This window comes from Pseudomonas sp. 18-147, from assembly GCF_051048045.1.
GTDB lineage: Bacteria > Pseudomonadota > Gammaproteobacteria > Pseudomonadales > Pseudomonadaceae > Pseudomonas > Pseudomonas aeruginosa.
In genome coordinates this window covers 4,653,998-4,677,608 of the sequence record NZ_CP182296.1, presented here as the reverse complement: position 1 = coordinate 4,677,608, position 23,611 = coordinate 4,653,998, and the positions used below count along the sequence as shown (strand labels likewise).

The 23,611-nt window shown below is 65.4% G+C and carries 24 protein-coding genes and 3 tRNA genes; 21 read left to right on the top strand and 6 right to left on the bottom strand.

Features of this window, described 5'->3' with window-relative positions; all coding sequences use genetic code 11:
- Positions 1-8 precede the first annotated feature (8 nt).
- Positions 9-998 (top strand): transcriptional regulator ArgR, encoded by a 990-nt coding sequence (gene argR / locus ACM0M4_RS22175; protein ID WP_003085944.1) that lies wholly within the window; start codon positions 9-11, stop codon positions 996-998.
- Positions 999-1,018: 20 nt separating this feature from the next.
- Here argR and ACM0M4_RS22170 read toward each other — a convergent pair whose 3' ends face one another.
- The gene (locus ACM0M4_RS22170; RefSeq protein ID WP_073624907.1) at positions 1,019-1,342 is read right to left on the bottom strand and encodes a hypothetical protein; all 324 of its coding nucleotides are present in this window, start codon (positions 1,340-1,342) and stop codon (positions 1,019-1,021) included.
- Between the two features lie 166 nt (positions 1,343-1,508).
- Here ACM0M4_RS22170 and aruC point away from each other — a divergent pair, with 166 nt between their 5' ends.
- The 14 genes from aruC to ACM0M4_RS22100 all read left to right on the top strand — a co-directional run bounded on the left by aruC (position 1,509) and on the right by ACM0M4_RS22100 (position 15,331).
- Positions 1,509-2,729: a bifunctional succinylornithine transaminase/acetylornithine aminotransferase gene (aruC, locus tag ACM0M4_RS22165; RefSeq protein WP_003085948.1), complete on the top strand. Its 1,221-nt coding sequence runs from the start codon at positions 1,509-1,511 to the stop codon at positions 2,727-2,729.
- A 198-nt stretch (positions 2,730-2,927) separates the two neighbouring features.
- On the top strand, positions 2,928-3,944 hold the full coding sequence (aruF, locus tag ACM0M4_RS22160; RefSeq protein WP_003085950.1) for an arginine/ornithine succinyltransferase subunit alpha: 1,017 nt from the start codon (positions 2,928-2,930) through the stop codon (positions 3,942-3,944).
- Positions 3,945-3,955: 11 nt separating this feature from the next.
- Positions 3,956-4,978, top strand: a complete 1,023-nt coding sequence (gene astA, locus ACM0M4_RS22155) for an arginine N-succinyltransferase (protein WP_003110258.1) — start codon at positions 3,956-3,958, stop codon at positions 4,976-4,978.
- Positions 4,979-5,020: 42 nt separating this feature from the next.
- The gene (gene astD, locus ACM0M4_RS22150) at positions 5,021-6,487 is read left to right on the top strand and encodes a succinylglutamate-semialdehyde dehydrogenase (protein ID WP_115288845.1); all 1,467 of its coding nucleotides are present in this window, start codon (positions 5,021-5,023) and stop codon (positions 6,485-6,487) included.
- A complete protein-coding gene (gene astB, locus ACM0M4_RS22145) occupies positions 6,484-7,830 on the top strand; it encodes an N-succinylarginine dihydrolase (protein WP_003085956.1) in 1,347 nt (448 codons plus the stop codon). The genes astD and astB overlap by 4 nt, the downstream gene beginning before the upstream one ends.
- Before the next feature lie 13 nt (positions 7,831-7,843).
- Positions 7,844-8,134, top strand: a complete 291-nt coding sequence (locus ACM0M4_RS22140; protein WP_003085959.1) for a hypothetical protein — start codon at positions 7,844-7,846, stop codon at positions 8,132-8,134.
- Positions 8,135-8,147: 13 nt separating this feature from the next.
- A complete protein-coding gene (astE, locus tag ACM0M4_RS22135) occupies positions 8,148-9,146 on the top strand; it encodes a succinylglutamate desuccinylase (RefSeq protein WP_003134260.1) in 999 nt (332 codons plus the stop codon).
- Between the two features lie 144 nt (positions 9,147-9,290).
- Positions 9,291-10,295, top strand: a complete 1,005-nt coding sequence (gene ltaE, locus ACM0M4_RS22130; protein WP_054376015.1) for a low-specificity L-threonine aldolase — start codon at positions 9,291-9,293, stop codon at positions 10,293-10,295.
- Between the two features lie 121 nt (positions 10,296-10,416).
- The gene (gene alaS / locus ACM0M4_RS22125; protein ID WP_054376014.1) at positions 10,417-13,041 is read left to right on the top strand and encodes an alanine--tRNA ligase; all 2,625 of its coding nucleotides are present in this window, start codon (positions 10,417-10,419) and stop codon (positions 13,039-13,041) included.
- Between the two features lie 147 nt (positions 13,042-13,188).
- Positions 13,189-14,427 (top strand): aspartate kinase, encoded by a 1,239-nt coding sequence (locus ACM0M4_RS22120; protein ID WP_003085971.1) that lies wholly within the window; start codon positions 13,189-13,191, stop codon positions 14,425-14,427.
- Positions 14,428-14,611: 184 nt separating this feature from the next.
- Complete coding sequence (gene csrA / locus ACM0M4_RS22115) at positions 14,612-14,797, top strand: carbon storage regulator CsrA (RefSeq protein WP_003085981.1); 186 nt, start codon at positions 14,612-14,614, stop codon at positions 14,795-14,797.
- 61 nt (positions 14,798-14,858) lie between these two features.
- A tRNA-Ser gene (locus ACM0M4_RS22110) sits at positions 14,859-14,949 on the top strand.
- Between the two features lie 117 nt (positions 14,950-15,066).
- Positions 15,067-15,143, top strand: a tRNA-Arg gene (locus ACM0M4_RS22105).
- A 111-nt stretch (positions 15,144-15,254) separates the two neighbouring features.
- A tRNA-Arg gene (locus ACM0M4_RS22100) sits at positions 15,255-15,331 on the top strand.
- 97 nt (positions 15,332-15,428) lie between these two features.
- On the opposite strand, the gene alpR is transcribed toward ACM0M4_RS22100, so the two are convergent.
- Positions 15,429-16,142, bottom strand: a complete 714-nt coding sequence (gene alpR / locus ACM0M4_RS22095; protein WP_003085982.1) for a transcriptional regulator AlpR — start codon at positions 16,140-16,142, stop codon at positions 15,429-15,431.
- A 170-nt stretch (positions 16,143-16,312) separates the two neighbouring features.
- Here alpR and ACM0M4_RS22090 point away from each other — a divergent pair, with 170 nt between their 5' ends.
- The 5 genes from ACM0M4_RS22090 (at position 16,313) to ACM0M4_RS22070 (ending at position 18,783) form a co-directional block, all read left to right on the top strand.
- A complete protein-coding gene (locus ACM0M4_RS22090) occupies positions 16,313-16,843 on the top strand; it encodes a hypothetical protein (RefSeq protein WP_009315311.1) in 531 nt (176 codons plus the stop codon).
- Between the two features lie 164 nt (positions 16,844-17,007).
- Positions 17,008-17,382: a phage holin family protein gene (locus ACM0M4_RS22085; protein ID WP_003085986.1), complete on the top strand. Its 375-nt coding sequence runs from the start codon at positions 17,008-17,010 to the stop codon at positions 17,380-17,382.
- Entirely contained in the window at positions 17,375-17,650 is a 276-nt protein-coding gene (locus ACM0M4_RS22080; protein ID WP_003085989.1) for a phage holin family protein, read from the top strand. Before ACM0M4_RS22085 ends, ACM0M4_RS22080 begins: the two co-directional genes overlap by 8 nt.
- A 91-nt stretch (positions 17,651-17,741) precedes the next feature.
- On the top strand, positions 17,742-18,245 hold the full coding sequence (locus tag ACM0M4_RS22075) for a phage neck terminator protein (protein ID WP_003145589.1): 504 nt from the start codon (positions 17,742-17,744) through the stop codon (positions 18,243-18,245).
- 52 nt (positions 18,246-18,297) lie between these two features.
- Positions 18,298-18,783: a hypothetical protein gene (locus ACM0M4_RS22070; RefSeq protein ID WP_004353269.1), complete on the top strand. Its 486-nt coding sequence runs from the start codon at positions 18,298-18,300 to the stop codon at positions 18,781-18,783.
- A 45-nt stretch (positions 18,784-18,828) separates the two neighbouring features.
- On the opposite strand, the gene ACM0M4_RS22065 is transcribed toward ACM0M4_RS22070, so the two are convergent.
- A complete protein-coding gene (locus ACM0M4_RS22065) occupies positions 18,829-19,344 on the bottom strand; it encodes a DUF4124 domain-containing protein (RefSeq protein ID WP_003111747.1) in 516 nt (171 codons plus the stop codon).
- 326 nt (positions 19,345-19,670) lie between these two features.
- Between ACM0M4_RS22065 and mgtE the strand changes: the two genes are divergently transcribed.
- Positions 19,671-21,119 carry a magnesium transporter gene (mgtE, locus tag ACM0M4_RS22060; RefSeq protein WP_003085996.1) on the top strand — a complete coding sequence of 483 codons (1,449 nt, stop codon included), beginning with the start codon at positions 19,671-19,673 and terminating at the stop codon, positions 21,117-21,119.
- Between the two features lie 49 nt (positions 21,120-21,168).
- Here the strand turns inward: mgtE and ACM0M4_RS22055 are convergent, their stop codons facing one another.
- The 3 genes from ACM0M4_RS22055 to rimO form a co-directional block, all read right to left on the bottom strand.
- Positions 21,169-21,561: a hypothetical protein gene (locus ACM0M4_RS22055; protein ID WP_003085997.1), complete on the bottom strand. Its 393-nt coding sequence runs from the start codon at positions 21,559-21,561 to the stop codon at positions 21,169-21,171.
- Positions 21,554-22,015, bottom strand: a complete 462-nt coding sequence (locus ACM0M4_RS22050) for a DUF1456 family protein (RefSeq protein WP_003112599.1) — start codon at positions 22,013-22,015, stop codon at positions 21,554-21,556. The genes ACM0M4_RS22055 and ACM0M4_RS22050 overlap by 8 nt, the downstream gene beginning before the upstream one ends.
- 61 nt (positions 22,016-22,076) lie before the next feature.
- Positions 22,077-23,399 carry a 30S ribosomal protein S12 methylthiotransferase RimO gene (rimO, locus tag ACM0M4_RS22045; RefSeq protein ID WP_003086001.1) on the bottom strand — a complete coding sequence of 441 codons (1,323 nt, stop codon included), beginning with the start codon at positions 23,397-23,399 and terminating at the stop codon, positions 22,077-22,079.
- Positions 23,400-23,611 lie beyond the last annotated feature (212 nt).

Sequence of the window (23,611 nt, the reverse complement as noted above, 5' to 3'; positions counted from 1 at the left end):
CTGCTCCCATGACTGCCCAACCCCAACGCATCGGTTTCCTCCTCTGGCCCGCCACCCGCGCGCTGACGCTATCGCTTGCCGAGGAAGCCCTGCGGGCGGCCCGGCGGTTGCACCCCGAGGCGCTCTACGAGCCGCTGTTCCTGCTCGCCGAAGCGCCGGCCGAAGAGGAGGGCTGGCGCCTGCCGGGAACGGCCTGGAACGGCAGGCTGGAGCAATGCTCGCGGCTGTTCCTGGTCGCCGACGAGGCGCCGGCGGCGGTGTCGCCAGCGCTGGGCCTGGCGCTCAAGCAACTGGCGCGTTCGGGAGCGGCGATCGGCGCACTGTCCGCCGGCATCTACCCGCTGGCCCAGCTCGGCCTGCTCGACGGTTATCGCGCCGCGGTGCACTGGCGTTGGCACGATGACTTCACCGAGCGCTTCCCCAAGGTCATCGCCACCAACCACCTGTTCGAGTGGGATCGCGACCGCATGACCGCCTGCGGCGGCATGGCGGTACTCGACCTGCTGCTGGCGCTGCTGTCCCGCGACCATGGCGCTGAACTGGCCGGCGCGGTCTCGGAGGAGCTGGTGGTGGAGCGCATCCGCGAAGGCAACGAGCGCCAGCGCATCCCGCTGAAGAATCGCCTCGGCTCCAGCCATCCGAAGCTGACCCAGGCGGTACTGCTGATGGAAGCCAATATCGAGGAGCCACTGACCACCGACGAGATCGCCCAGCATGTGTGCGTTTCGCGGCGCCAGTTGGAACGGATCTTCAAGCAATACCTGAACCGCGTACCCAGCCAGTACTACCTGGAGCTGCGCCTGAACCGCGCGCGGCAGATGCTGATGCAGACCAGCAAGTCGATCATCCAGATCGGCCTGTCCTGCGGTTTCTCTTCCGGGCCGCACTTCTCCAGCGCCTACCGCAACTTCTTCGGCGTCACTCCGCGCGAGGACCGCAACCAGCGGCGCGGCGGCAGCGCCTTCGAGACGACCTTCACTCCCGTCGAACGCGGCTGATCGCCAACGGCGCGGCGTTTTCAGTCGGGCTTTGCGACGCCCCGGAAGGCGGATCGCCTCGGAAAGTCGCCGAGTTCGCGACGGGCCGTCGGAATGATCGCCTCCAGCAGTTCCAGCGGAACGTCGCTGGCGAACAGGTTGACCACGAAACGCCGGCCGGCGTCGTCGCGAAAGACCTCGAACAGCGGCTGTTCGCCGCGCCAGCACTCCAGGCCGAGGCCGTCGCGCGGATTGACGTCGGAGGCGAAGACGAGACGGTAGTCGATTCCCTCGATGGGCATGGCTTGTTTCCCTGCTGTTCCCGCCCGCGTGGCGGCGTAGAAGAAGTATGCACCCGAGTGCATCGCGCGTTTACACTGCGCCTTCCCGATGCTTTCTGTCGCATTTCCGAAAGCCGCGGAAATTCCCGGGTTGGCGCTATAACAAGTTGTCGCATGGCGGCAATGCCGGCCCGGTCCCAATCCCTACAATCCTTTCATCGATAGCCGCCTTCAGGCAGGAGAAACACCGATGTCCGCTCCCCATGCGCAGGTAGAACGTGCCGATTTCGACCGGTATATGGTCCCCAACTACGCCCCCGCCGCCTTCATCCCGGTGCGAGGCGAGGGATCGCGCGTCTGGGACCAGAGCGGCCGCGAACTGATCGATTTCGCCGGCGGCATCGCCGTGACCTCCCTGGGCCACGCGCATCCGGCGCTGGTCAAGGCGCTCACCGAGCAGGCCCAGCGCATCTGGCACGTTTCCAACGTCTTCACCAACGAGCCGGCCCTGCGCCTGGCGCGCAAGCTGGTGGACGCCACCTTCGCCGAGCGGGTGTTCCTCGCCAACTCCGGCGCCGAGGCCAACGAGGCGGCCTTCAAGCTGGCTCGCCGCTACGCCAACGATGTCTACGGCCCGCAGAAGTACGAGATCATCGCCGCCAGCAACAGCTTCCACGGGCGCACCCTGTTCACCGTCAACGTCGGCGGCCAGCCGAAGTATTCCGATGGCTTCGGGCCCAAGTTCGAGGGTATCACCCACGTTCCCTACAACGACCTGGAAGCGCTGAAGGCGGCGATCTCCGACAAGACCTGCGCCGTGGTGCTGGAACCGATCCAGGGCGAGGGCGGCGTGCTGCCGGCGCAGCAGGCCTACCTGGAAGGGGCGCGCAAGCTGTGCGACGAGCACAACGCGCTGCTGGTCTTCGACGAGGTCCAGAGCGGCATGGGCCGGGTCGGCGAGCTGTTCGCCTACATGCACTACGGCGTGGTCCCGGACATCCTCTCCAGCGCCAAGAGCCTGGGCGGCGGCTTCCCTATCGGTGCGATGCTGACCACCGGCGAGATCGCCAAGCACCTGTCGGTCGGCACCCACGGCACCACCTACGGCGGCAACCCGCTGGCGTCGGCGGTGGCCGAGGCGGCGCTGGACGTGATCAATACCCCGGAAGTGCTGGATGGCGTGAAGGCCAAGCATGAGCGCTTCAAGTCCCGCCTGCAGAAGATCGGCCAGGAGTACGGCATCTTCGGCGAGATTCGCGGCATGGGTCTGCTGATCGGCGCGGCGCTGACCGACGAGTGGAAGGGCAAGGCCAGGGATGTGCTCAACGCCGCCGAGAAAGAGGCGGTCATGGTGCTCCAGGCCAGCCCGGACGTGGTGCGCTTCGCGCCGAGCCTGGTGATCGACGACGCCGAGATCGACGAAGGCCTGGAGCGCTTCGAGCGCGCCGTGGCCAAGCTGGTCCGCGGCTGAGCGAACCCACGGAGCCCCGGCGCAGGCCGGGGTACCCGATGCGACATCCCGGAGCGGCCCGCGCCGGAGCCGGGAACCGTGCCGCCGTGCGTGGCGCGGGATCTTCCCTGCTGGACGTTCGAAACCGTGGCACAGGAAGGTGCCGCGGTCCCGCGCATGGATGCGGCAATCATCGTTGTCTGAGAAAGGAGTGACGCCATGTTGGTGATGCGCCCCGCCCAAGCGGCCGACCTGCCACAGGTGCAGCGTCTGGCGGCGGACAGCCCGGTAGGCGTCACGTCCTTGCCGGATGACGCCGAACGCCTGCGCGACAAGATCCTCGCTTCCGAGGCCTCGTTCGCCGCGGAGGTAAGCTACAACGGCGAGGAAAGCTATTTCTTCGTCCTCGAGGACAGCGCCAGCGGCGAGCTGGTCGGCTGCTCGGCGATCGTCGCCTCGGCCGGGTTCTCGGAACCGTTCTACAGCTTCCGCAACGAAACCTTCGTGCACGCCTCGCGCTCGCTGTCGATCCACAACAAGATCCATGTCCTCTCGCTGTGCCACGACCTTACCGGCAACAGCCTGCTGACCAGTTTCTACGTACAGCGCGACCTGGTGCAGAGCGTCTATGCCGAACTCAACTCGCGCGGTCGCCTGCTGTTCATGGCCAGCCATCCGGAGCGCTTCGCCGACGCGGTGGTGGTGGAGATCGTCGGCTACAGCGACGAGCAGGGCGAATCGCCGTTCTGGAACGCGGTCGGGCGCAACTTCTTCGACCTGAACTACATCGAGGCGGAAAAGCTCTCCGGGCTGAAGAGCCGCACCTTCCTCGCCGAACTGATGCCGCACTATCCGATCTACGTGCCGCTGTTGCCGGATGCCGCCCAGGAATCCATGGGCCAGGTTCACCCGCGAGCGCAGATCACCTTCGACATCCTGATGCGCGAAGGCTTCGAGACCGACAACTACATCGACATCTTCGATGGCGGCCCGACCCTGCACGCGCGCACCTCGGGGATTCGCTCGATCGCCCAGAGCCGGGTGGTTCCGGTGAAGATCGGCGAGGCGCCGAAGAGCGGGCGTCCATACCTGGTCACCAACGGCCAGTTGCAGGACTTCCGCGCGGTCGTGCTGGACCTGGACTGGGCGCCCGGCAAGCCGGTGGCCCTGAGTGTTGAAGCCGCCGAGGCCCTGGGCGTCGGCGAAGGCGCCAGCGTGCGCCTGGTAGCGGTCTGAAGGAGCCAGTCATGATCGTACGTCCTGTTACCAGCGCCGACCTGCCGGCCCTGATCGAGCTGGCGCGCAGCACCGGCACCGGCCTGACCACCCTGCCGGCCAACGAGCAGCGCCTGCAGCATCGCGTCAGTTGGGCCGAGAAGGCCTTCCGTGGCGAGGCCGAACGCGGCGACGCCGACTACCTGTTCGTCCTCGAGGACGACGCCGGCAAGGTCGTCGGCATCTCCGCCATCGCCGGAGCGGTAGGGCTTCGCGAACCCTGGTACAACTACCGGGTCGGCCTCACCGTGAGCGCCTCGCAGGAACTCAACATCCATCGCGAGATCCCCACGCTGTTCCTGGCCAACGACCTGACCGGCAATTCCGAGCTGTGCTCGCTGTTCCTCCACGCCGACCACCGCAGCGGCCTCAACGGCAAGCTGCTGTCGCGCGCGCGCTTCCTGTTCATCGCCGAATTCCGCCACCTGTTCGGCGACAAGCTGATCGCCGAGATGCGCGGCATGTCCGACGAGGAGGGGCGTTCGCCATTCTGGGAAAGCCTCGGCCGGCACTTCTTCAAGATGGAATTCTCCCAGGCCGACTACCTCACCGGGGTCGGCAACAAGGCCTTCATCGCCGAGCTGATGCCGAAGTTCCCGCTCTACACCTGCTTCCTCTCCGAGGAGGCGCGCGGGGTGATTGGCCGCGTCCATCCGAACACCGAGCCGGCGCTGGCCATGCTCAAGGCCGAGGGCTTCAGCTACCAGGGCTACGTCGACATCTTCGACGCCGGCCCGGCGATCGAGGCCGAGACCGACAAGATCCGCGCCATCGCCGAGAGCCAGAACCTGGTGCTGGCGGTGGGCACTCCCGGCGACGACGCCGAGCCCTACCTGATCCACAACCGCAAGCGCGAAGACTGTCGCATCACCGCCGCGCCGGCGCGGGCCGCCGCCGGCACCCTGGTGGTCGATCCGCTGACTGCCAAGCGCCTGCGCCTGTCGGCCGGCGCCTCGGTACGCGCGGTGCCGCTGTCGGCGCAGAAGCGCGCTTGAAAGCCTGATGGAGGCGTCCCGGCGAGGGCGCCCGAGGAGTCGATGATGAGTACCCATTACATTGCCGGCCAGTGGCTGGCGGGCCAGGGCGAGACCCTGGAGTCCCTCGACCCGGTTGGCCAGGGCGTGGTCTGGTCCGGGCGCGGCGCTGACGCCGCCCAGGTCGATGCCGCCGTGCGTGCCGCCCGCGAGGCCTTCCCGGCCTGGGCGCGGCGCCCGCTGGAGCAGCGCATCGAGTTGCTCGAGCGCTTCGCTGCGACCCTCAAGTCCCGCGCCGACGAGCTGGCCCGAGTGATCGGCGAGGAAACCGGCAAGCCGCTGTGGGAGTCGGCCACCGAAGTGACCAGCATGGTCAACAAGGTGGCGATCTCGGTGCAGGCGTTCCGCGAGCGCACCGGCGAGAAATCCGGTCCGCTGGCCGACGCTACCGCCGTGCTGCGGCACAAGCCGCATGGCGTGGTGGCGGTATTCGGTCCCTACAATTTCCCCGGCCACCTGCCCAACGGGCATATCGTCCCGGCGCTGCTGGCCGGTAACTGCGTGGTGTTCAAGCCCAGCGAGCTGACCCCGAAGGTCGCCGAGCTGACGCTCAAGGCCTGGATCGAGGCCGGCCTGCCGGCCGGCGTGCTCAACCTGGTCCAGGGCGGTCGCGAAACCGGCGTCGCGCTGGCCGCCCACGGTGGGCTCGACGGTCTGTTCTTCACCGGTTCCAGTCGCACCGGCAACCTGCTGCACAGCCAGTTTGGCGGCCAGCCGCAGAAAATCCTGGCGCTGGAGATGGGCGGCAACAACCCGCTGGTGGTGGAGGAGGTCGCCGACCTCGACGCCGCCGTCTACACCATCATCCAGTCCGCCTTCATCTCCGCAGGCCAGCGTTGCACCTGCGCCCGCCGCCTGCTGGTGCCACAGGGCGCCTGGGGCGACGCACTGCTGGCGCGCCTGGTGGCGGTCAGCGCTACCCTGCGGGTCGGTCGCTTCGACGAACAGCCGGCGCCGTTCATGGGCGCGGTGATTTCGCTGAGCGCCGCCGAGCACCTGCTCAAGGCCCAGGAGCATTTGATCGGCAAGGGCGCACAGCCGCTGCTGGCGATGACCCAGCCGATCGACGGCGCCGCCCTGCTGACCCCGGGCATCCTCGACGTCAGCGCGGTGGCCGAGCGACCGGACGAAGAGTTCTTCGGGCCGCTGTTGCAAGTGATCCGCTACTCCGATTTCGCTGCGGCGATCCGTGAAGCCAACGCCACCCAGTACGGCCTGGCCGCCGGGTTGCTGTCGGATTCCCGCGAGCGTTTCGAGCAGTTCCTCGTGGAAAGCCGCGCCGGCATCGTCAACTGGAACAAGCAGCTCACCGGCGCCGCCAGCAGCGCGCCGTTCGGCGGTATCGGCGCGTCCGGCAACCACCGGCCGAGCGCCTACTACGCCGCCGATTACTGCGCCTATCCGGTCGCCTCGCTGGAAAGCCCCAGCGTGTCCCTTCCTGCCACCCTGACTCCCGGGATCAGCCTATGAATGCCCATGAAGTGAATTTCGACGGCCTGGTCGGCCCGACCCACAACTACGGCGGCCTGTCCTACGGCAATGTCGCTTCGCAAAGCAACAGCCAGGCGGTGTCCAACCCGAAGGAAGCGGCGAAGCAGGGCCTGGCGAAGATGAAGGCGCTGATGGAGATGGGTTTCAAGCAGGGGGTACTCGCTCCGCAAGCCCGCCCGGATACCGCTGCGCTGCGTAGCCTGGGCTTCTCCGGCAGCGACGAGGAGGTGATCCGCCGCGCGGCGAAGGAAGCGATGCCTCTCCTCGCCGCCTGCAGCTCGGCTTCGAGCATGTGGACCGCCAATGCCGCCACGGTCAGCCCGAGTGCCGACACCGCCGATGGCCGCGTGCATTTCACCGCGGCCAACCTGAACTGCAAGTTCCACCGATCCATCGAGCATCCCACCACCAGCCGCGTGCTGGCGGCGATGTTCAACGACGAGCGGCATTTCGCCCATCACGCGGCGTTGCCGGCAGTGAGCCAGTTCGGCGACGAAGGCGCGGCCAACCACACGCGCTTCTGCAAGGACTATGGCGATGCCGGCGTGGAGTTCTTCGTCTTCGGTCGCAGCGCCTTCGACAGTCGCTTCCCGGCGCCGCAACGCTATCCGGCGCGCCAGACCCTGGAAGCCTGCCAGGCCGTCGCGCGTCTGCACGGGCTGAGCGAGGCCGGAGTGGTCTACGCTCAACAGAACCCGGCGGTGATCGACCAGGGCGTGTTCCACAACGATGTGATCTCGGTGGGCAATGGCGAGGTGCTGTTCCATCACGAGGACGCCTTCCTCGATACCGAGAAGGTCCTTGCCGAACTGCACGACAAGCTGGGCCGCCGCGGCGGCCGCTTCCGCGCCATCTGCGTGCCGCGCGACCAGGTCGCGGTGGAGGACGCGGTGAAGTCCTACCTGTTCAACAGCCAACTGCTGTCGAAGGCCGACGGTTCGATGCTGCTGGTGGTACCGGAGGAGTGTCGGAACAACCCGCGGGTCTGGAACTACCTGGACCAGCTCACCGGCGACGACGGTCCGATCCGCGAAGTGAAGGTCTTCGACCTCAAGCAGAGCATGCAGAACGGCGGCGGTCCGGCTTGCCTGCGCTTGCGCGTGGCGCTGCAGGAACGGGAGCTGGCGGCGGTGAATCCGGGGGTGATCATGAGCGCCGGCCTGTACGACACGCTGGTAGCCTGGGTCGACCGGCACTACCGCGACCGCCTGAGCGAGACCGACCTGGCCGACCCCCAACTGCTGCTGGAGTGCCGGACGGCATTGGATGAACTGACGCAGATCCTTAAACTGGGCTCGGTTTATTCCTTCCAACTCGATTGAGAGCCTCGCCACCATGTCCGATAGCCTGCAACTGATCCTCGAAGATACCGACGGCACCCAGCTGGAAACTTCCTGCACCCGTTTCGCCGTGGTCTGGCAGGGCAAGGAAGTGTGGGTCCAGCAAGCCGGCAACGGCCAGTTGCTGATCGGCGTCGACGTCGAAGACGGCGATACCGAATACACCAACCTGCTGCTGCGGCCGATGGCGACCAACCTGGTCAGCCTGCAACTGGAGATGGAGCCGATCGAAGAGGGCGACGACCACGAGCACGGCCCCGACTGCGGCTGCGACCACACCCACTGACTGAGGACATCCCATGCTCGCCCTCGGCAAACTGCTCGACTTGACCCTGGCCGGCCGCGAGCCGACCGAGAAGATCCAGCTCACCGCCGACGGCACCCGCCTGCACTGGCTGGCCGAGGGCGCGCTGGAAGTCACGCCGATCGGCGCCCGCGATAACGGCGTCGACCTGTTGCTCTCGGCCGGTATCCACGGCAACGAGACCGCGCCCATCGAACTGCTCGAACGGCTGATCCGCAAGGTCGCCGCTGGCACCCTCAAGCCTGCCGCCAGGGTCCTCTTCCTGTTCGGCAACCCCGAAGCCATCCGCCGCGGCGAGCGCTACGTCGAACAGGACATGAACCGCCTGTTCAACGGTCGCCACGAGGAGGGCAGTGGCAACGAGGCCTTCCGTGCCGCCGAGCTGGAGCGCCTGGCCCAGGTGTTCTTCAGCAAGACCGAGCGAGTCCACCTGCACTACGACCTGCATACCGCGATCCGCGGCTCGAAGATCGAGCAGTTCGCCCTCTACCCCTGGGCCGAGGGCCGCGAGCATTCCCGCAGCGAACTGGCCCGCCTGCGCGACGCCGGCATCGAGGCGGTGCTGTTGCAGAACAAGCCGGGCATCACCTTCAGCGCCTACACCTACGGCCAGCTCGGCGCCGAGGCCTTTACCCTGGAACTGGGCAAGGCACGTCCGTTCGGAGAGAACCAGGAGGTCAACCTGGAGCGCCTGGAGCGGAGCCTGGAGCTGCTGATCGACGGCAGCGAGGAACAGCCGGACGGCTCCCGGCTCGACGGCCTCAAGCTGTTCAGCGTGTCGCGCGAGGTGATCAAGCACAGCGACCACTTCCGCCTGCACCTCGACGACGACGTGGCCAACTTCACCGAACTCTCGCCGGGCTACCTGCTGGCCGAGGATATCGGCGGCACGCGCTGGGTGGTGGACGAGGTCGGCGCGCGCATCATCTTCCCCAATCCACGGGTGAAGAACGGCCTGCGTGCCGGAATCCTGGTGGTGCCGGCCAAGCTCTGAGGCGTATCGGCCTTCCCTCTCGATCATGACGGAGCGCTTCGGCGCTCCGTTTCCGTTGCGGCCGGGAAGATTTCTCGACTTCCCTTGTGGCTGTCGGTAGAGCGCCGTAGGATCGGGCTTTTCCGCCGAACCGAGGAGCCCTCCGTGCCTGTCATCGACCTGCGCAGCGACACCGTCACCCAGCCCACCGCCGGCATGCGCGAAGCCATGGCCGCGGCCGAACTGGGCGACGACGTCTATGGCGAGGACCCTACGGTCAACCGCCTGGAGGCCGAACTGGCGGCGCGCCTGGGCTTCGCCGCGGCGCTCTTCGTACCGACCGGGACCATGAGCAACCTGCTCGGATTGATGGCCCACTGCGAGCGCGGCGACGAATACATCGTCGGCCAGCAGGCGCATACCTACAAATACGAGGGCGGCGGTGCCGCGGTGCTGGGCTCGATCCAGCCGCAGCCGATCGACGGCGAGGCCGACGGATCGCTCGACCTGGACAAGGTCGCGGCGGCGATCAAGGCCGACGACTTCCATTTCGCCAAGACCCGCCTGCTGGCCCTGGAAAACACCATGCAGGGCAAGGTGCTGCCGCTCGACTACCTGGCCGCGGCGCGCGCCTTCACTCGCGCGCGTGGCCTGGCCCTGCACCTGGATGGCGCGCGCCTGTACAACGCAGCGGTGAAGCTGGGCGTAGACGCCAGCGAAATCACCCGGCACTTCGACTCGGTGTCGGTGTGCCTGTCCAAGGGCCTCGGTGCGCCGGTGGGCTCGGTGCTTTGCGGCAGCGTCGAACTGATCGGCAAGGCCCGTCGCTGGCGCAAGATGGTCGGCGGCGGGATGCGCCAGGCCGGTCTGCTGGCGGCTGCCGGCCTGTACGCCCTCGATCACCAGGTGGCACGCCTGGCCGACGACCACGCCAACGCCGCGCGCCTGGGCGACGGGCTGCGCGAACTGGGCTATGCGGTGGAGCCGGTGCAGACCAACATGGTCTACGTCGATGTCGGCGAGCGGGCGGTCGCGCTGCGCGACTTCCTCGCCGAGCGCGGGGTGCGGATCAGCGCGGCGGCGCGTTTGCGCCTGGTCACCCACCTGGACGTTTCCGCCGAGTCCATAGGACAAGTACTGGATGCCTTCGCGGCCTTTCGTCGCTCATAAGCGAAAAGGTCGGCAATAGGCAATAACTATCGCGCAAATACACTACAACCTTGCCCAAGGGCCGATATAATGCGGCCCTTTGCCGGCGATTCGTGGCCGCCAATTTTCCGTGGAAGAACCTATGAAAAGCGCTGAAATCCGTGAAGCCTTCCTCCGCTTCTTCGAAGAGAAGGGACACACCCGTGTCGCTTCCAGTTCGCTGATCCCGGCGAACGATCCGACCCTGCTGTTCACCAACGCGGGCATGAACCAGTTCAAGGACTGCTTCCTCGGCCTGGAAAAGCGCGCCTACACCCGTGCGACCACCAGCCAGAAATGCGTGCGCGCCGGCGGCAAGCACAACGACCTGGAAAACGTCGGCTACACCGCGCGGCACCACACCTTCTTCGAAATGCTGGGTAACTTCAGCTTCGGCGACTATTTCAAGCGCGACGCCATCCATTACGCCTGGGAGTTCCTCACCGGCGAGAAATGGCTGAACCTGCCCAAGGAAAAGCTCTGGGTCACCGTCTACGCCACCGACGACGAGGCCTACGACATCTGGACCAAGGAAGTCGGCGTGCCCGCCGAGCGTATGGTGCGGATCGGCGACAACAAGGGCGCGCCCTATGCGTCCGACAACTTCTGGGCGATGGGCGATACCGGACCCTGCGGTCCCTGCACCGAGATATTCTTCGACCATGGGCCGGAGATCTGGGGCGGCCCGCCCGGTTCGCCGGAAGAGGACGGCGACCGCTACATCGAGATCTGGAACAACGTGTTCATGCAGTTCAACCGCACCGCGGACGGCGTCATGCACCCGCTGCCGGCCCCGAGCGTGGACACCGGCATGGGCCTGGAGCGTGTCAGCGCGGTACTCCAGCACGTGCACTCGAACTATGAGATCGACCTGTTCCAGAACCTGCTGAAAGCCTCCGCCGAGGCCATCGGCTGCGCCAACGACGACGCGCCGTCGCTGAAGGTGGTAGCCGATCACATCCGTTCCTGCAGCTTCCTGATCGCCGACGGCGTACTGCCGTCCAACGAGGGTCGCGGCTACGTCTTGCGGCGGATCATCCGCCGCGCCTGCCGCCACGGCAACAAGCTGGGCGCCAGGGGCACCTTCTTCCACAAGATCGTCGCAGCGCTGGTCACCGAGATGGGCGATGCCTTCCCCGAGCTGAAGCAACAGCAGGCGCACATCGAGCGCGTGCTGAAGACCGAGGAAGAACAGTTCGCCAAGACCCTGGAGCAAGGCCTGAAGATCCTCGAACAGGACCTCGCCGAACTGCAGGGCAGCGTGATTCCCGGCAACGTGGTGTTCAAGCTGTACGACACCTATGGCTTCCCGGTCGACCTGACCAATGACATCGCCCGCGAGCGCGAGCTGACCATCGACGAGGACGGCTTCGAGCGCGAGATGGAGGCCCAGCGCGAGCGCGCCCGCGCTTCCAGCGCCTTCGGCATGGACTACAACAGCCTGGTCAAGGTCGACGGCGAGACCCGCTTCCTCGGCTATCAGGGCGTCTCCGGCGCCGGGCAGATCGTCGCGCTGTTCAGGGACGGCCAGGCCGTCGAGCGCCTGGAGGAGGGCGAGGAGGGCGTCGTGGTCCTCGACCAGACGCCGTTCTACGCCGAGTCCGGCGGCCAGGTCGGCGACAGTGGCTACCTCGAGGCGGCTGGCGTGCGCTTCGACGTGCGCGATACCACCAAGGCTGGCGGCGCGCACCTGCACCATGGCGTGGTCGCCCGGGGCAGCCTGAGCGTCGGCGGCGCGGTCAAGGCCGAGGTCGACGCCTCGGTACGCCAGGCCACCGCGCTCAACCACTCCGCGACCCACCTGCTGCATGCCGCGCTGCGCCAGGTACTGGGCGACCACGTACAACAGAAGGGCTCGCTGGTGGACAGCCAGCGCCTGCGTTTCGACTTCAGCCACTTCGAGGCGATCAAGGCGGAACAACTGAAGGCCCTGGAGGATATCGTCAACGCCGAAATCCGTCGCAACACCGAGGTCGAGACCGAGGAAACCGATATCGACACCGCCAAGGCCAAGGGCGCCATGGCGCTGTTCGGCGAGAAGTACGGCGACCAGGTGCGCGTACTGAGCATGGGCGGCGATTTCTCCGTCGAGCTGTGCGGTGGCACCCACGTATCCCGCACCGGCGACATCGGCCTGTTCAAGATCACCAGCGAGGGTGGCGTGGCTGCCGGCGTACGCCGTATCGAGGCGGTCACCGGCGCGGCGGCGCTGGCCTACCTGAACGGTGCCGAGGAGCAGCTCAAGGAAGCCGCCAGCCTGGTCAAGGGCAGTCGCGACAACCTGCTGGACAAGCTCGGCGCCCTGCTGGAGCGCAACCGTTCGCTGGAGAAGGAGCTGGAACAGCTCAAGGCCAAGGCTGCCAGCGCGGCCGGCGACGATCTTTCGGCGGCGGCGGTGGAAATCAAGGGCGCGAAGGTACTCGCCGCGCGCCTCGATGGTCTGGACGGCAAGGCGTTGCTGGCGCTGGTCGACCAGTTGAAGAACAAGCTCGGCCGCGCAGTGATCCTGCTCGGCGGCGAGCTGGACGGGAAGGTCGTACTGGTCGCAGGCGTGACCCAGGACCTGACCGGCCAACTGAAGGCCGGCGAGCTTATGAAGCAAGCCGCGGCGGCAGTTGGTGGCAAAGGTGGCGGACGCCCGGATATGGCCCAGGGCGGCGGCACCGATGCAGCGAAATTGGACGAGGCCCTGGCCCTGGCCCAGCGCTTCGTCGAGCAAGGGCTCTGATGCCATGCCGGCCCCGCGCCAGAGCGATGCGGGGCCGGGCGGCCAGCGCCCCTTGATGCCCGGCCGGCGGTGCGCCCCGCCAGTCCGGGTAGCGAAAGAATGTGGCAGGTTCAAAAGGGCGCCCTTCACGGAATCAGGCGGTTTGAAATGGCTTTGATCGTACAGAAGTTTGGAGGGACCTCCGTCGGCACCGTCGAGCGTATCGAGCAGGTGGCCGAGAAGGTGAAGAAATTCCGCGAAGCGGGCGATGACGTCGTCGTGGTGGTATCCGCCATGAGCGGCGAGACCAACCGTCTGATCGGCCTGGCCAACCAGATCATGGAGCAGCCGGTTCCGCGCGAACTGGACGTCATGGTCTCGACCGGAGAGCAGGTGACCATCGCCCTGCTCAGCATGGCCCTGATCAAGCGCGGCGTGCCGGCGGTCTCCTATACCGGCAACCAGGTGCGTATCCTCACCGACAGTGCGCACACCAAGGCGCGCATCCTGCACATCGACGACACCCACATCCGCGCCGACCTCAAGGCCGGCAGGGTAGTGGTGGTCGCCGGTTTCCAGGGCGTCGACGGCAACGGCAACATCACCACGCTGGGCCGCGGCGGTTCCGATACCACCGGGGTGGCCCTGGCGGCGGCGTTGAAGGCCGACGAATGCCAGATCTACACCGACGTCGACGGCGTCTACACCACCGATCCGCGCGTAGTGCCGCAGGCCCGTCGGCTGGACAAGATCACCTTCGAGGAAATGCTGGAAATGGCCAGCCTCGGTTCCAAGGTGCTGCAGATCCGGGCGGTCGAGTTCGCCGGCAAGTACAACGTTCCGCTGCGCGTGCTGCACAGCTTCCAGGAGGGTCCGGGCACCCTCATTACTATCGATGATGAAGAGGAATCCATGGAACAGCCGATCATCTCCGGCATCGCCTTCAACCGCGACGAAGCCAAGCTGACCATCCGTGGCGTACCCGATACCCCCGGCGTGGCCTTCAAGATCCTCGGGCCGATCAGTGCCGCCAATGTGGAAGTCGACATGATCGTGCAGAACGTGGCGCACGATAACACCACCGACTTCACCTTCACGGTGCATCGCAACGATTACCTGAACGCCCTGGAAATCCTCAAGCAGACCGCCGCCAACATCGGCGCGCGCGAAGCCATCGGCGACACCAACATCGCCAAGGTTTCCATCGTCGGCGTCGGCATGCGTTCGCACGCCGGCGTGGCCAGCCGCATGTTCGAAGCGCTGGCCAAGGAAAGCATCAACATCCAGATGATCTCCACCTCGGAAATCAAGGTTTCCGTGGTGATCGAAGAGAAGTACCTGGAACTGGCGGTACGTGCCCTGCACACGGCGTTCGAGCTCGACGCGCCGGCGCGACAGGGTGAGTGACGCTGGCAGGCGAAAGGCGCGGCAACCCCGCGCCTTTTGTCGTTTTTGACCGTTTGGCAGGAACTTTCATTCCGGCGGGACTGGTCAATACTGGGTGAAGGATCGCGCTCTTGATTTCTGCGGATCCGCCGCCATTTCTTTTTTGCAGACTGTTGTCCTGAAATATTCGCGTGAGGAGAAAGGAATGCTGATTCTGACTCGTCGGGTCGGAGAGACCCTGATGGTAGGTGACGACGTCACCGTGACGGTACTGGGTGTCAAAGGGAACCAGGTGCGCATCGGCGTCAACGCGCCGAAGGAAGTCGCCGTACACCGGGAGGAAATTTACCAGCGCATCCAGAAAGAGAAAGATCAAGAGCCAAACCATTAATTTTTATCTAATTTTCCCTTTGCAAACGGGGTAAAGATGGGTATCATGCGCCCCGTGTTGCGGAGAGGTGGCCGAGTGGCCGAAGGCGCTCCCCTGCTAAGGGAGTACACCTCAAAAGGGTGTCGGGGGTTCGAATCCCCCCCTCTCCGCCATTCAAGTGTTAGAGGTTGATTCAGGCGGCGAAAGCCATCTTGGTAACTAAGTTACTGATTTGATTGAAAAAATCGCTTGACGGATAAAATCCACAATCTATAATGCGCCCCCACGACGCACTCATAGCTCAGCTGGATAGAGTACTCGGCTACGAACCGAGCGGTCGGAGGTTCGAATCCTCCTGAGTGCGCCATATTTCGAAGGGTTCCTCTCGTCAGGGGCTCGGCGAGCGAAGGATCGACAGTTGCGGTCTTTCACGGTAAAACAAGCGTTACCGGCAGGTGGCCGGAAAAAGCACCGACACGCACTCATAGCTCAGCTGGATAGAGTACTCGGCTACGAACCGAGCGGTCGGAGGTTCGAATCCTCCTGAGTGCGCCATACCGAAAGGGCCTGCAGCAATGCAGGCCCTTTTTCTTTGCCCGGGATTTTTCTTCCGCCGGAACGCGGCCCCGTCGTCAGGCGGGGCGGGAAGGGGTCAGACCAGCACCGAGTACCAGAACACCCGGCCGATCACGTTGATGTGCTCGGCGGCTTCCTGGGGCTCGTAGCGCTCGTCCGGATGCTCGTCACTGTTGAAGCTGCGAATGCGCAGGCCGCCGCCTGGAAGGCGGTAAAGCAGTTTCACGCGCAGTTGGCCGTCGTGGTCGAAGGCGTACATGTCGCCGTCCTTGATCGTCCGCGCGCTAGTGTCCACGCCTACCGTGCTGCCGTCCGGCAGCACCGGCTCCATGCTGTTGCCGCTGACCGTGACGCAGGCGGCACTGGCCGGATCGATGTTCTTCTTGCGCAGGGTGTACTTGCCGAAGCGCAGCTTGCGCCCGCCGGTCTGCAGGATCACCGTGCTGCCCTTGCCGCCGGACAGCTCGATCTCCTTGTAGAAGGGCAGTTCGATCTCGTCGGCATCCAGGGGCGTTTCGTCGTCCCATGACTCTACTGCGCCAAGCCAACTGGCATTGGGTCCTGCATTCGCCTGGCCGCGCTCGGCGAGCATCTCGCCACGACCTTCCGCCAGCCACAGGGGGTTGACGCCGCAGGCGCCGGCGATCTGCGCGACGAAGCTGGTGGCGCGGGACTTGCCGCGCTCCAGATCGGAAATGGAGGTCTGGGTCATGCCTACCGCCTGGGCAAGCTGGACCTGGCTGAGATGGGCGTGCTTGCGCGCCGCCTTGATGCGATCTTTGAGTTCCATAGGGGGCAAGACTAAGGGTGTGCCTGTGGCATTGCAAGCGTCCGTATATGGGTATTACCATAATTTCAGCGCTTTCCTACTCGCCTCGGGTAGGACGGCGGCCCAACACAGCCACTGCGGGTGGCTAATGCGAGCGGCCAGCCAGGTGGGCCGGCCAAGGAGGGAATACCATGTTTCAAAGTACCGAGCAGGCGCTGGCCGTGGCCTACTGGATGTTCGAGCACCAGCCGGGACCGAAGTCGTCGACGGCGATGGTGATCGATGGCCTGCGCGAGCGCTTCGATCGCAGCTTCATCGAACACCTGCCCAGCGGTTTGAGTCCGCACGAATGGCAGGCCCAGGCGGTGATGACCGTGCGTTTCGCCCAGCGCCAGCTGGCTGCGCACCCACTGGAGCTGGCGGTGGTGCGGGCCGAGTTCGCCCGCGGGCGGGATTTCGTCCTTGGCCTGGCGGCTTTGCGCGACTGGCTGAAGCCCGGGGCCGACCCGATCGAGCAGCGGGCAACCCTGGCCTTGCTGATGCGCATGTTCCGTCGTCCGCCGTCGAGCATCCGCGAGATCGAGCGACTCAGCGGCCTGTCGAAGAGCACCCTGCATCGCTGGGACAAGGAATGGCGCGAGCGGGTCGTCGCTTTGCTGCGCCAGGCCTTGCAGCGACTGGAGGAGCCGATGGCGGAGGTGGGGATCGTGTGCGAGCGCTAAAAAAATTTCTGTATGAAAACGGGTTTTCCCATATTGACGCTATGGGACGATAAAGGTATAAATTCTCCACGATTGAAATTCCTCTGGCCGAAGCCCGCCGATGCGGGCTTCGGCCGTTCCGGGCCCGCCTTTTCGGCGGGCCTTTGCATTTTCGGGAGTCATCCATGTCCGAGCCAAGCTCTGCGGCCTCCGCCGCCAGCGCAATGGCTGGCGTCGGCCTGGCCATGTACCTGCCGGGTATCGATGGCAACGCCTTGCTGGGAGGCTTCGGCGGCGCCATCTTCTTTGTCGTGTTCGCCCGTGACTACAACGCCCTGACCCGCCTCGGCTATCTGCTGGTGTCCTGGGTCGGCGGCTATTACGCCGGAATCGAGGCGCTCGGCCGCGGGTTGACCCAGACCAGCGGCATGGCCGCCTTCGTCGCCGCGACCCTGTGCGTGACCGGCGGCATCGGCATGCTCGAGTGGATGCGTGGCGGTGAACTGCCCAACTGGATGCGCGGGCTGTTGCGCCGCCGGGGAGGCAAGTCTGATGGTTGATCCGCTGTCCACCCTGACCGTGCTGGTCTGCTCGGCGATCTGCATGCGCCTGATCACCTATCGCCGCGCCGGCGCGCGTTTCCGCCCCGGCGTTTCCCTGTGCGCCTACCTGCTGGCGTTGTGCACCGGCTGCCAGGCGCTGGGAATAGTGGCCGGGCTGTATCGCGCCGAGCACCTCTCGCCGTGGATGCTCGGGGTACTGCTGGTGCTGCTGGTCCTGCTGTTGCAGGCGCGCGGCAACCTGGCGCGGGTCCTGCGCCTGCATTGAACGAACGTACTTCGCTCCGGCCTGGCCGGCGGTTGTATCCGCCGCGTCGGTGCCTGTCCGTCATCCATCCATCCTGAAAAAGGAGTTCGCCATGTCCAGTGCAACCGTGCGCCTGGATCACGCCGCCCTGCGCGAAACGTTGCGGCAGTTGTTCGGCCTGCCCGCCGGCAGCGTCATCGATGCCGATCAACTGCTGGCCCCGCCGGCCATCCCCTTCATGACCTTGCGCCTGGAGTCCTCGAGCCTGCTTGGCAAGGTGCGGCGGGAGTTTTCCGCCAGTGGCGAGCAGGAGTCCCTGCTGGCCAGTTGCGAGAGCATCTTTCGCCTGACCTGGCATGGTCCCGAGGCGCACCAGTACCTGCAGGATGCCCGCTGCCTGCTGCAGTCAGGCAATGCCGGCGAGCGCCTGCGCGTGCTGAAGGCCAGCCTGCTGCGCCTGACGCCCATCGAAAACCTGTCCGTCGTGCAGGATGGCCAGGCGCTGGGACAGGCTCGTTTCGACCTTGTTCTCGCTCACGAACACGTGCTGCTCGTCGACCTCGAGCGCACCGCTTCCGGGCAGGCCTCCGGGGGGACGGGTGGAACGGCTTACTAGAGGTCGTTGCGATGCATCGTAGCGATGCCATCCATACATAGAGGAGAGATCCATGGTCATGTTGATCAGTCGTCGCGTCGGCATCGTTCGCCTGGATGCGGTGATTTCCGAAAACCTCGCGCAGGCTGCCGGGAGTGTCGTCGAGACGGGGCAAGAGGCTGCCGTCAGCGCGCGCGGCGACAAGCTCATCACCATCGTCGGCAGCATTGTCGACCATGCGCCCGCTGACGAGCCGTTGCCCTCCTTGCTGCCGATGGAGGGAGGCAGCCGCGCGTTGAACGAGTACCGTGTGCGCAAGGGCATCGCTGCCTTGACTTCACTGCAAGGCGCTTCCGAAACGGTGGACGTGCAAACGGGATTCCACCTGTATCGCGGTCTGTTCATCACGCGCGTTGTTGCCCGGCGAACCGCAGAAAGAGGATTGAGCCTGACCATAACCGCCAGCCAGAGGCGTGCGCGGCGGGTAGGCGGTAGGCTGCTGAAGACTGTCGTCCGTCTTTTCCATGCGGGCAGGGCGACACCCTGCCCGGCACGCTAAAGGCGATGCCGGTCCTGCTTTCATCGGTATGAGGTCGGCCCGGCCTTAGCTCCCGGGATCGACTCGCTCCACCCGGTACCTTCCCTTTCCCTTCACGCATCCCTCCTGATCGAAGCTCACGCTTCTCGCTCCCCGTCGCTTGTCGGCCTTGTACTGATAACGCACCTCCGCATTGTTCCCGCTGACCCGGTCCGGCTTGCCCAGCGCCCGCTCCACATCGGAGCGGGTCATTCCCGCCATGATCCGCTGCTCCACGATCGCCTTGCGGCGTTCCTTCTCGTCCAGGCGTCTTCCGCAGCGATCTTCTCTTTCTCCGATCACCGCGAGCGGCACGTTTTTCCGGCCGATGGACGCCTTTTTCGTCTTCGTCTCGGCCATCGGCGTGACGCTCCTGCCTCCCGGCGGCGGGTTGTCCGCCACGACGGTCTCGCCGGCCTGCCCGGCGGGGCAACCGAGTTGGGTGAAGCTGACATGGCCGCTGGCGTCTTCGCAGCGGAATACCGCAGCGGCCTCGCAGGTGGACGCCAGCGAGAGGAGGAGAAGGAGGGACAGGGAACGCATGGCCGGCACTCCGGGTCGGATAAGGGTGAGTGCAGGCTAACGCGTTGCCTTTTTCCGCGGGGCCGAGTGTCCTGAGTGAAATTTCCGGCGTCGCAGTCAGGCGTCGAGTGACGATGAACTTTGTGCCGCAAGCGCTTGTTCTTGCCGCCATTTTGTAACGCGCAAAACGCAAGCGGAGTGTTATCATTATCCGTATCTGCCCCGAGAGGGCCCTTGGAACACCCCCATGGACTTACCCAGTAGAAACTCGAACAGTTTCCCGTTTGACCAATCACGTTTCTGATTGACCCCTTTGGCGTGCTCCGCTACTGGGGGTGGAGCGCGCTATGACCGAAGTAGAAGCCAAGAAGCCGCAGGAAAGCCTGCAGGACCGCCTAGCGCAGGTGGTCGAGCTGCTGCATCGCCACAAGGTGGTGGAAGACCTGACCCATCGTCAGGAAGGCCAGCACCATGACCGGGTGGAAAACCTCGTCCACCGGCAGAATCTCGTAGAACTCCAGCGCAAGCTGGAGGAACTGCACCCCGCCGACATCGCCCACATCCTCGAATCGCTGCCGCTGGACGACCGCCTGACGGTCTGGCAACTGGTCAAGTCCGAGGACGACGGCGACATCCTCCTCGAAGTCTCCGACGCGGTCCGGGAAACCCTGATCGCGGATATGGACGACCACGAGATCATCGCCGCGACCAAGGACCTGGACGCCGACGAACTCGCCGACCTGGCGCCGGAACTGCCGCGCGACGTGGTCCATGAACTGATGGAAAGCCTCGACGCGCAGCAGCGCGAGCGAGTGCGTTCGGCGCTGTCCTACGAGGAGGACCAGGTCGGCGCGCTGATGGACTTCGAGATGGTCACCATCCGCGAGGACGTCAGCCTGGAAGTGGTGCTGCGCTACCTGCGCCGCCTGAAGGAACTGCCCGGGCATACCGACAAACTGTTCGTGGTCGACTACGACGGCGTGCTCAAGGGCGTGCTGCCGATCAAGCGCCTGCTGGTCAACGATCCGGACAAGCAAGTGCTGGAAGTCATGGCCACCGACCCGGTGACCTTCCACCCGGACGAGGACGGCTACGACGCCGCCCAGGCATTCGAGCGTTACGACCTGATTTCCGCGCCGGTGGTGGACAAGGGCGGCAAGCTGATCGGTCGTCTGACCATCGACGAGATGGTCGACCTGATCCGTGAGGAAAGCGAAAGCGAAGTCCTCAACATGGCCGGTCTGCGTGAAGAAGAAGATATCTTCGCCTCGGTCTGGAAGTCGGTGCGCAACCGCTGGGCCTGGCTGGCCACCAACCTGATCACCGCCTTCGTCGCCTCGCGGGTGATCGGCCTGTTCGAAGGCTCCATCGAGAAACTGGTGGCGCTGGCCGCGCTGATGCCGATCGTTGCCGGCATCGGTGGCAATTCCGGCAACCAGACCATCACCATGATCGTCCGCGCCATCGCGCTCGACCAGGTACAGCCGACCAGCAACAGTCGCAACCGCCTGCTGCGCAAGGAGCTTGGCGTCGCGCTGGTCAACGGCCTGGCGTGGGGCGGAGTGATCGGCGTGGTGGCCTTCTATCTTTACGGCAACTGGGAACTGGGCGTGGTGATGACCGCCGCGATGACCCTGAACCTGCTGCTGGCGGCGATGATGGGAGTGCTGATCCCGATGACCCTGCATCGTTTCGGACGCGATCCGGCGATGGGCTCCAGCGTGATGATCACTGCGATGACCGACAGCGGCGGTTTCTTCATCTTCCTCGGCCTGGCGACGATCTTCCTGATGTAGCCGGAGCGCCACGCGAGAAGCCGCCCACGGGCGGCTTTTTTCATGGCGGTCAGATCAGCGGGGAAACCTTCGGTGGCGACCAGGACAGCACGCTCAGGCAGCGATCGCCGCCATTGACGAAATACTCGTCGACGGCCTTGGTCTCGCGGGCGACGAAGCCCTCGCGACGGCATTCCTGGTCCAGCCAGCCGCCTTGCTCGACCCGGTACAGCCAACCCTCGGATGCCGCACAGGCTGGCCAGAATTCCAGCAGGTCGGCAGCGTCGAGCTGGCGCAGGCCTTCGACTTCGACGAACTCGACGCGCCAGGTGCGCTGGTTGGCGAGGTCGCGGACGAGGATGGTGAGGCCGGCGCGATCCTGGCGGCACTCCAGGAACCAGGGGTCGACGCAGGGCGGCGCCTGGAGCAGAACCGCCAGCAGTGGCTCCGCGCGTTCAGCCACGGACGCGCAGGGTCAGGCCCTTGAGGAAGTTGCGCAGCAACTGGTCGCCGCAGGTCCGGTAGTTGCTGTGGCCGGGCTTGCGAAACAGGGCGCTCAGCTCGGGTTTGGAGACCGGGAAGTCGACGCTGTCGAGGATGGCATGGAGGTCTTCCTCCTTGAGTTCGAAGGCGACCCGCAGCTTCTTCAGGATCATGTTGTTGCTCAACGGCAGCTCCAGCGGCGGTAGCGGACGCGACTCGTCGCGACCGCGGCGCTGGATGATCAGTCCGTCCAGGCAGCGCGCCAGGTAGCGGTCGGGGCAGGCCTGGAAGCCGTCTTCGTCTTCCTTCTTCAGGTAAGCCTCGAGCAGGTCCGCTTCGACTTGCTCGCCGAACCGGGCGGCCAGTTCGGCCAGATGTGCGTCGGGAAGATCCAGCAGGTAGCGCAGGCTGCGTAGTACGTCGTTGTTGAGCATCGTGCTCTCCGGAACGGTTGGCGATGAAAAAGCCCCGCGGGGCGGGGCTCTTCAGGGGGGCTCAGACCAGCTCGGCCCAGAGGTCGTACTCGTCGGCATCGGTGATGCGCACGCGGACCTTGTCGCCCGGCTTCAGCTCGTCGCTGTCGACGAACACGTTGCCGTCGATTTCCGGAGCGTCGGCCCAGGAGCGGCCGACCGCGCCCTGTTCGTCGACTTCGTCGATCAGCACTTCGATTTCCTTGCCCACCTTGAGCTGCAGGCGAGCGGCGGAAATCGCCTGCTGGTGGGCCATGAAGCGTTCCCAGCGGTCCTGCTTGACCTCGTCCGGCACCGGCTCCAGGCCCAGCTCGTTGGCCGGAGCGCCTTCGACGGGGGAGTACTGGAAGCAGCCGACGCGGTCGAGCTGGGCTTCCGTCAGCCAGTCGAGCAGGTACTGGAAGTCTTCTTCGGTTTCGCCCGGGAAGCCGACGATGAAGGTCGAGCGGATGGTCAGTTCCGGGCAGATCTCGCGCCACTGCTTGATCCGGGCCAGGGTCTTGTCCTCGAAGGCCGGGCGCTTCATGGCCTTGAGCACCTTCGGGCTGGCGTGCTGGAAGGGGATGTCGAGGTACGGCAGGAGCTTGCCGGCGGCCATCAGCGGGATCACGTCGTCGACGTTGGGGTACGGGTAGACGTAGTGCAGGCGAACCCACACGCCCATGCTGCTCAGCGCCTCGCAGAGTTCCTTCATGCGGGTCTTGACCGGCTGGCCGTTCCAGAAGTCGGTCTTGTACTTCAGGTCCACGCCGTAGGCGCTGGTGTCCTGGGAAATCACCAGGAGTTCCTTGACCCCGGCCTTGACCAGGCGCTCGGCCTCGCTCAGCACGTCGCCGACCGGCCGGCTGACCAGCTTGCCGCGCATGGACGGGATGATGCAGAAGCTGCAACTGTGGTTGCAGCCTTCGGAAATCTTCAGGTAGGCGTAGTGGCGCGGGGTCAGCTTGACGCCTTGCGGCGGGACCAGGTCGACCAGCGGGTTGTGTTCGGTCTTCGGCGGCACCACTTCGTGCACTGCGGTAACCACCTGCTCGTACTGTTGCGGGCCGGTGACCGCCAGCACGCTTGGATGCACGTCGCGGATCGCGTGCTCTTCCACGCCCATGCAGCCGGTGACGATGACCTTGCCGTTCTCGGCGATGGCTTCGCCGATCACTTCCAGGGACTCGGCCTTGGCGCTGTCGATGAAACCGCAGGTGTTGACCACCACGACGTCGGCGTCTTCGTAGGTCGGAACGACCTCATAGCCTTCCATGCGCAGCTGGGTGAGGATGCGCTCGGAGTCGACCAGCGCCTTGGGGCATCCAAGACTGACGAAGCCGACTTTGGGAGTGGGGGTGGACATGGCTAACCTCGGTAGGCGGGCGCGCTTGCTGGCGCCTCTGATCAAAAAGTGCGCAATTCTAGCGGCAGCGCCGCGGCTTTTCCAGTCTCCCGTGCAGCTCTTTTCCGGCCCTGGAAAAACTCACCGCGGGCGCTCGGCAATCGGCTCCCCGGCCTTCTATAGTCATAGCAGTCCGTGGCCTCGGCGCTTGCATCGCGGACGGCATGGGCGCA

Bases quoted from the DNA above. Each gene is read 5' to 3' on its own strand.
- argR (WP_003085944.1), top strand. From the start codon at position 9: ATGACTGCCCAACCCCAACGCATCGGTTTCCTCCTCTGGCCCGCCACC.
- ACM0M4_RS22170 (WP_073624907.1), bottom strand. From the start codon at position 1,342: ATGCACTCGGGTGCATACTTCTTCTACGCCGCCACGCGGGCGGGAACA.
- aruC (WP_003085948.1), top strand. From the start codon at position 1,509: ATGTCCGCTCCCCATGCGCAGGTAGAACGTGCCGATTTCGACCGGTAT.
- aruF (WP_003085950.1), top strand. From the start codon at position 2,928: ATGTTGGTGATGCGCCCCGCCCAAGCGGCCGACCTGCCACAGGTGCAG.
- astA (WP_003110258.1), top strand. From the start codon at position 3,956: ATGATCGTACGTCCTGTTACCAGCGCCGACCTGCCGGCCCTGATCGAG.
- astD (WP_115288845.1), top strand. From the start codon at position 5,021: ATGATGAGTACCCATTACATTGCCGGCCAGTGGCTGGCGGGCCAGGGC.
- astB (WP_003085956.1), top strand. From the start codon at position 6,484: ATGAATGCCCATGAAGTGAATTTCGACGGCCTGGTCGGCCCGACCCAC.
- ACM0M4_RS22140 (WP_003085959.1), top strand. From the start codon at position 7,844: ATGTCCGATAGCCTGCAACTGATCCTCGAAGATACCGACGGCACCCAG.
- astE (WP_003134260.1), top strand. From the start codon at position 8,148: ATGCTCGCCCTCGGCAAACTGCTCGACTTGACCCTGGCCGGCCGCGAG.
- alaS (WP_054376014.1), top strand. From the start codon at position 10,417: ATGAAAAGCGCTGAAATCCGTGAAGCCTTCCTCCGCTTCTTCGAAGAG.
- ACM0M4_RS22120 (WP_003085971.1), top strand. From the start codon at position 13,189: ATGGCTTTGATCGTACAGAAGTTTGGAGGGACCTCCGTCGGCACCGTC.
- csrA (WP_003085981.1), top strand. From the start codon at position 14,612: ATGCTGATTCTGACTCGTCGGGTCGGAGAGACCCTGATGGTAGGTGAC.
- alpR (WP_003085982.1), bottom strand. From the start codon at position 16,142: ATGGAACTCAAAGATCGCATCAAGGCGGCGCGCAAGCACGCCCATCTC.
- ACM0M4_RS22090 (WP_009315311.1), top strand. From the start codon at position 16,313: ATGTTTCAAAGTACCGAGCAGGCGCTGGCCGTGGCCTACTGGATGTTC.
- ACM0M4_RS22085 (WP_003085986.1), top strand. From the start codon at position 17,008: ATGTCCGAGCCAAGCTCTGCGGCCTCCGCCGCCAGCGCAATGGCTGGC.
- ACM0M4_RS22080 (WP_003085989.1), top strand. From the start codon at position 17,375: ATGGTTGATCCGCTGTCCACCCTGACCGTGCTGGTCTGCTCGGCGATC.
- ACM0M4_RS22075 (WP_003145589.1), top strand. From the start codon at position 17,742: ATGTCCAGTGCAACCGTGCGCCTGGATCACGCCGCCCTGCGCGAAACG.
- ACM0M4_RS22070 (WP_004353269.1), top strand. From the start codon at position 18,298: ATGGTCATGTTGATCAGTCGTCGCGTCGGCATCGTTCGCCTGGATGCG.
- ACM0M4_RS22065 (WP_003111747.1), bottom strand. From the start codon at position 19,344: ATGCGTTCCCTGTCCCTCCTTCTCCTCCTCTCGCTGGCGTCCACCTGC.
- mgtE (WP_003085996.1), top strand. From the start codon at position 19,671: ATGACCGAAGTAGAAGCCAAGAAGCCGCAGGAAAGCCTGCAGGACCGC.
- ACM0M4_RS22050 (WP_003112599.1), bottom strand. From the start codon at position 22,015: ATGCTCAACAACGACGTACTACGCAGCCTGCGCTACCTGCTGGATCTT.
- rimO (WP_003086001.1), bottom strand. From the start codon at position 23,399: ATGTCCACCCCCACTCCCAAAGTCGGCTTCGTCAGTCTTGGATGCCCC.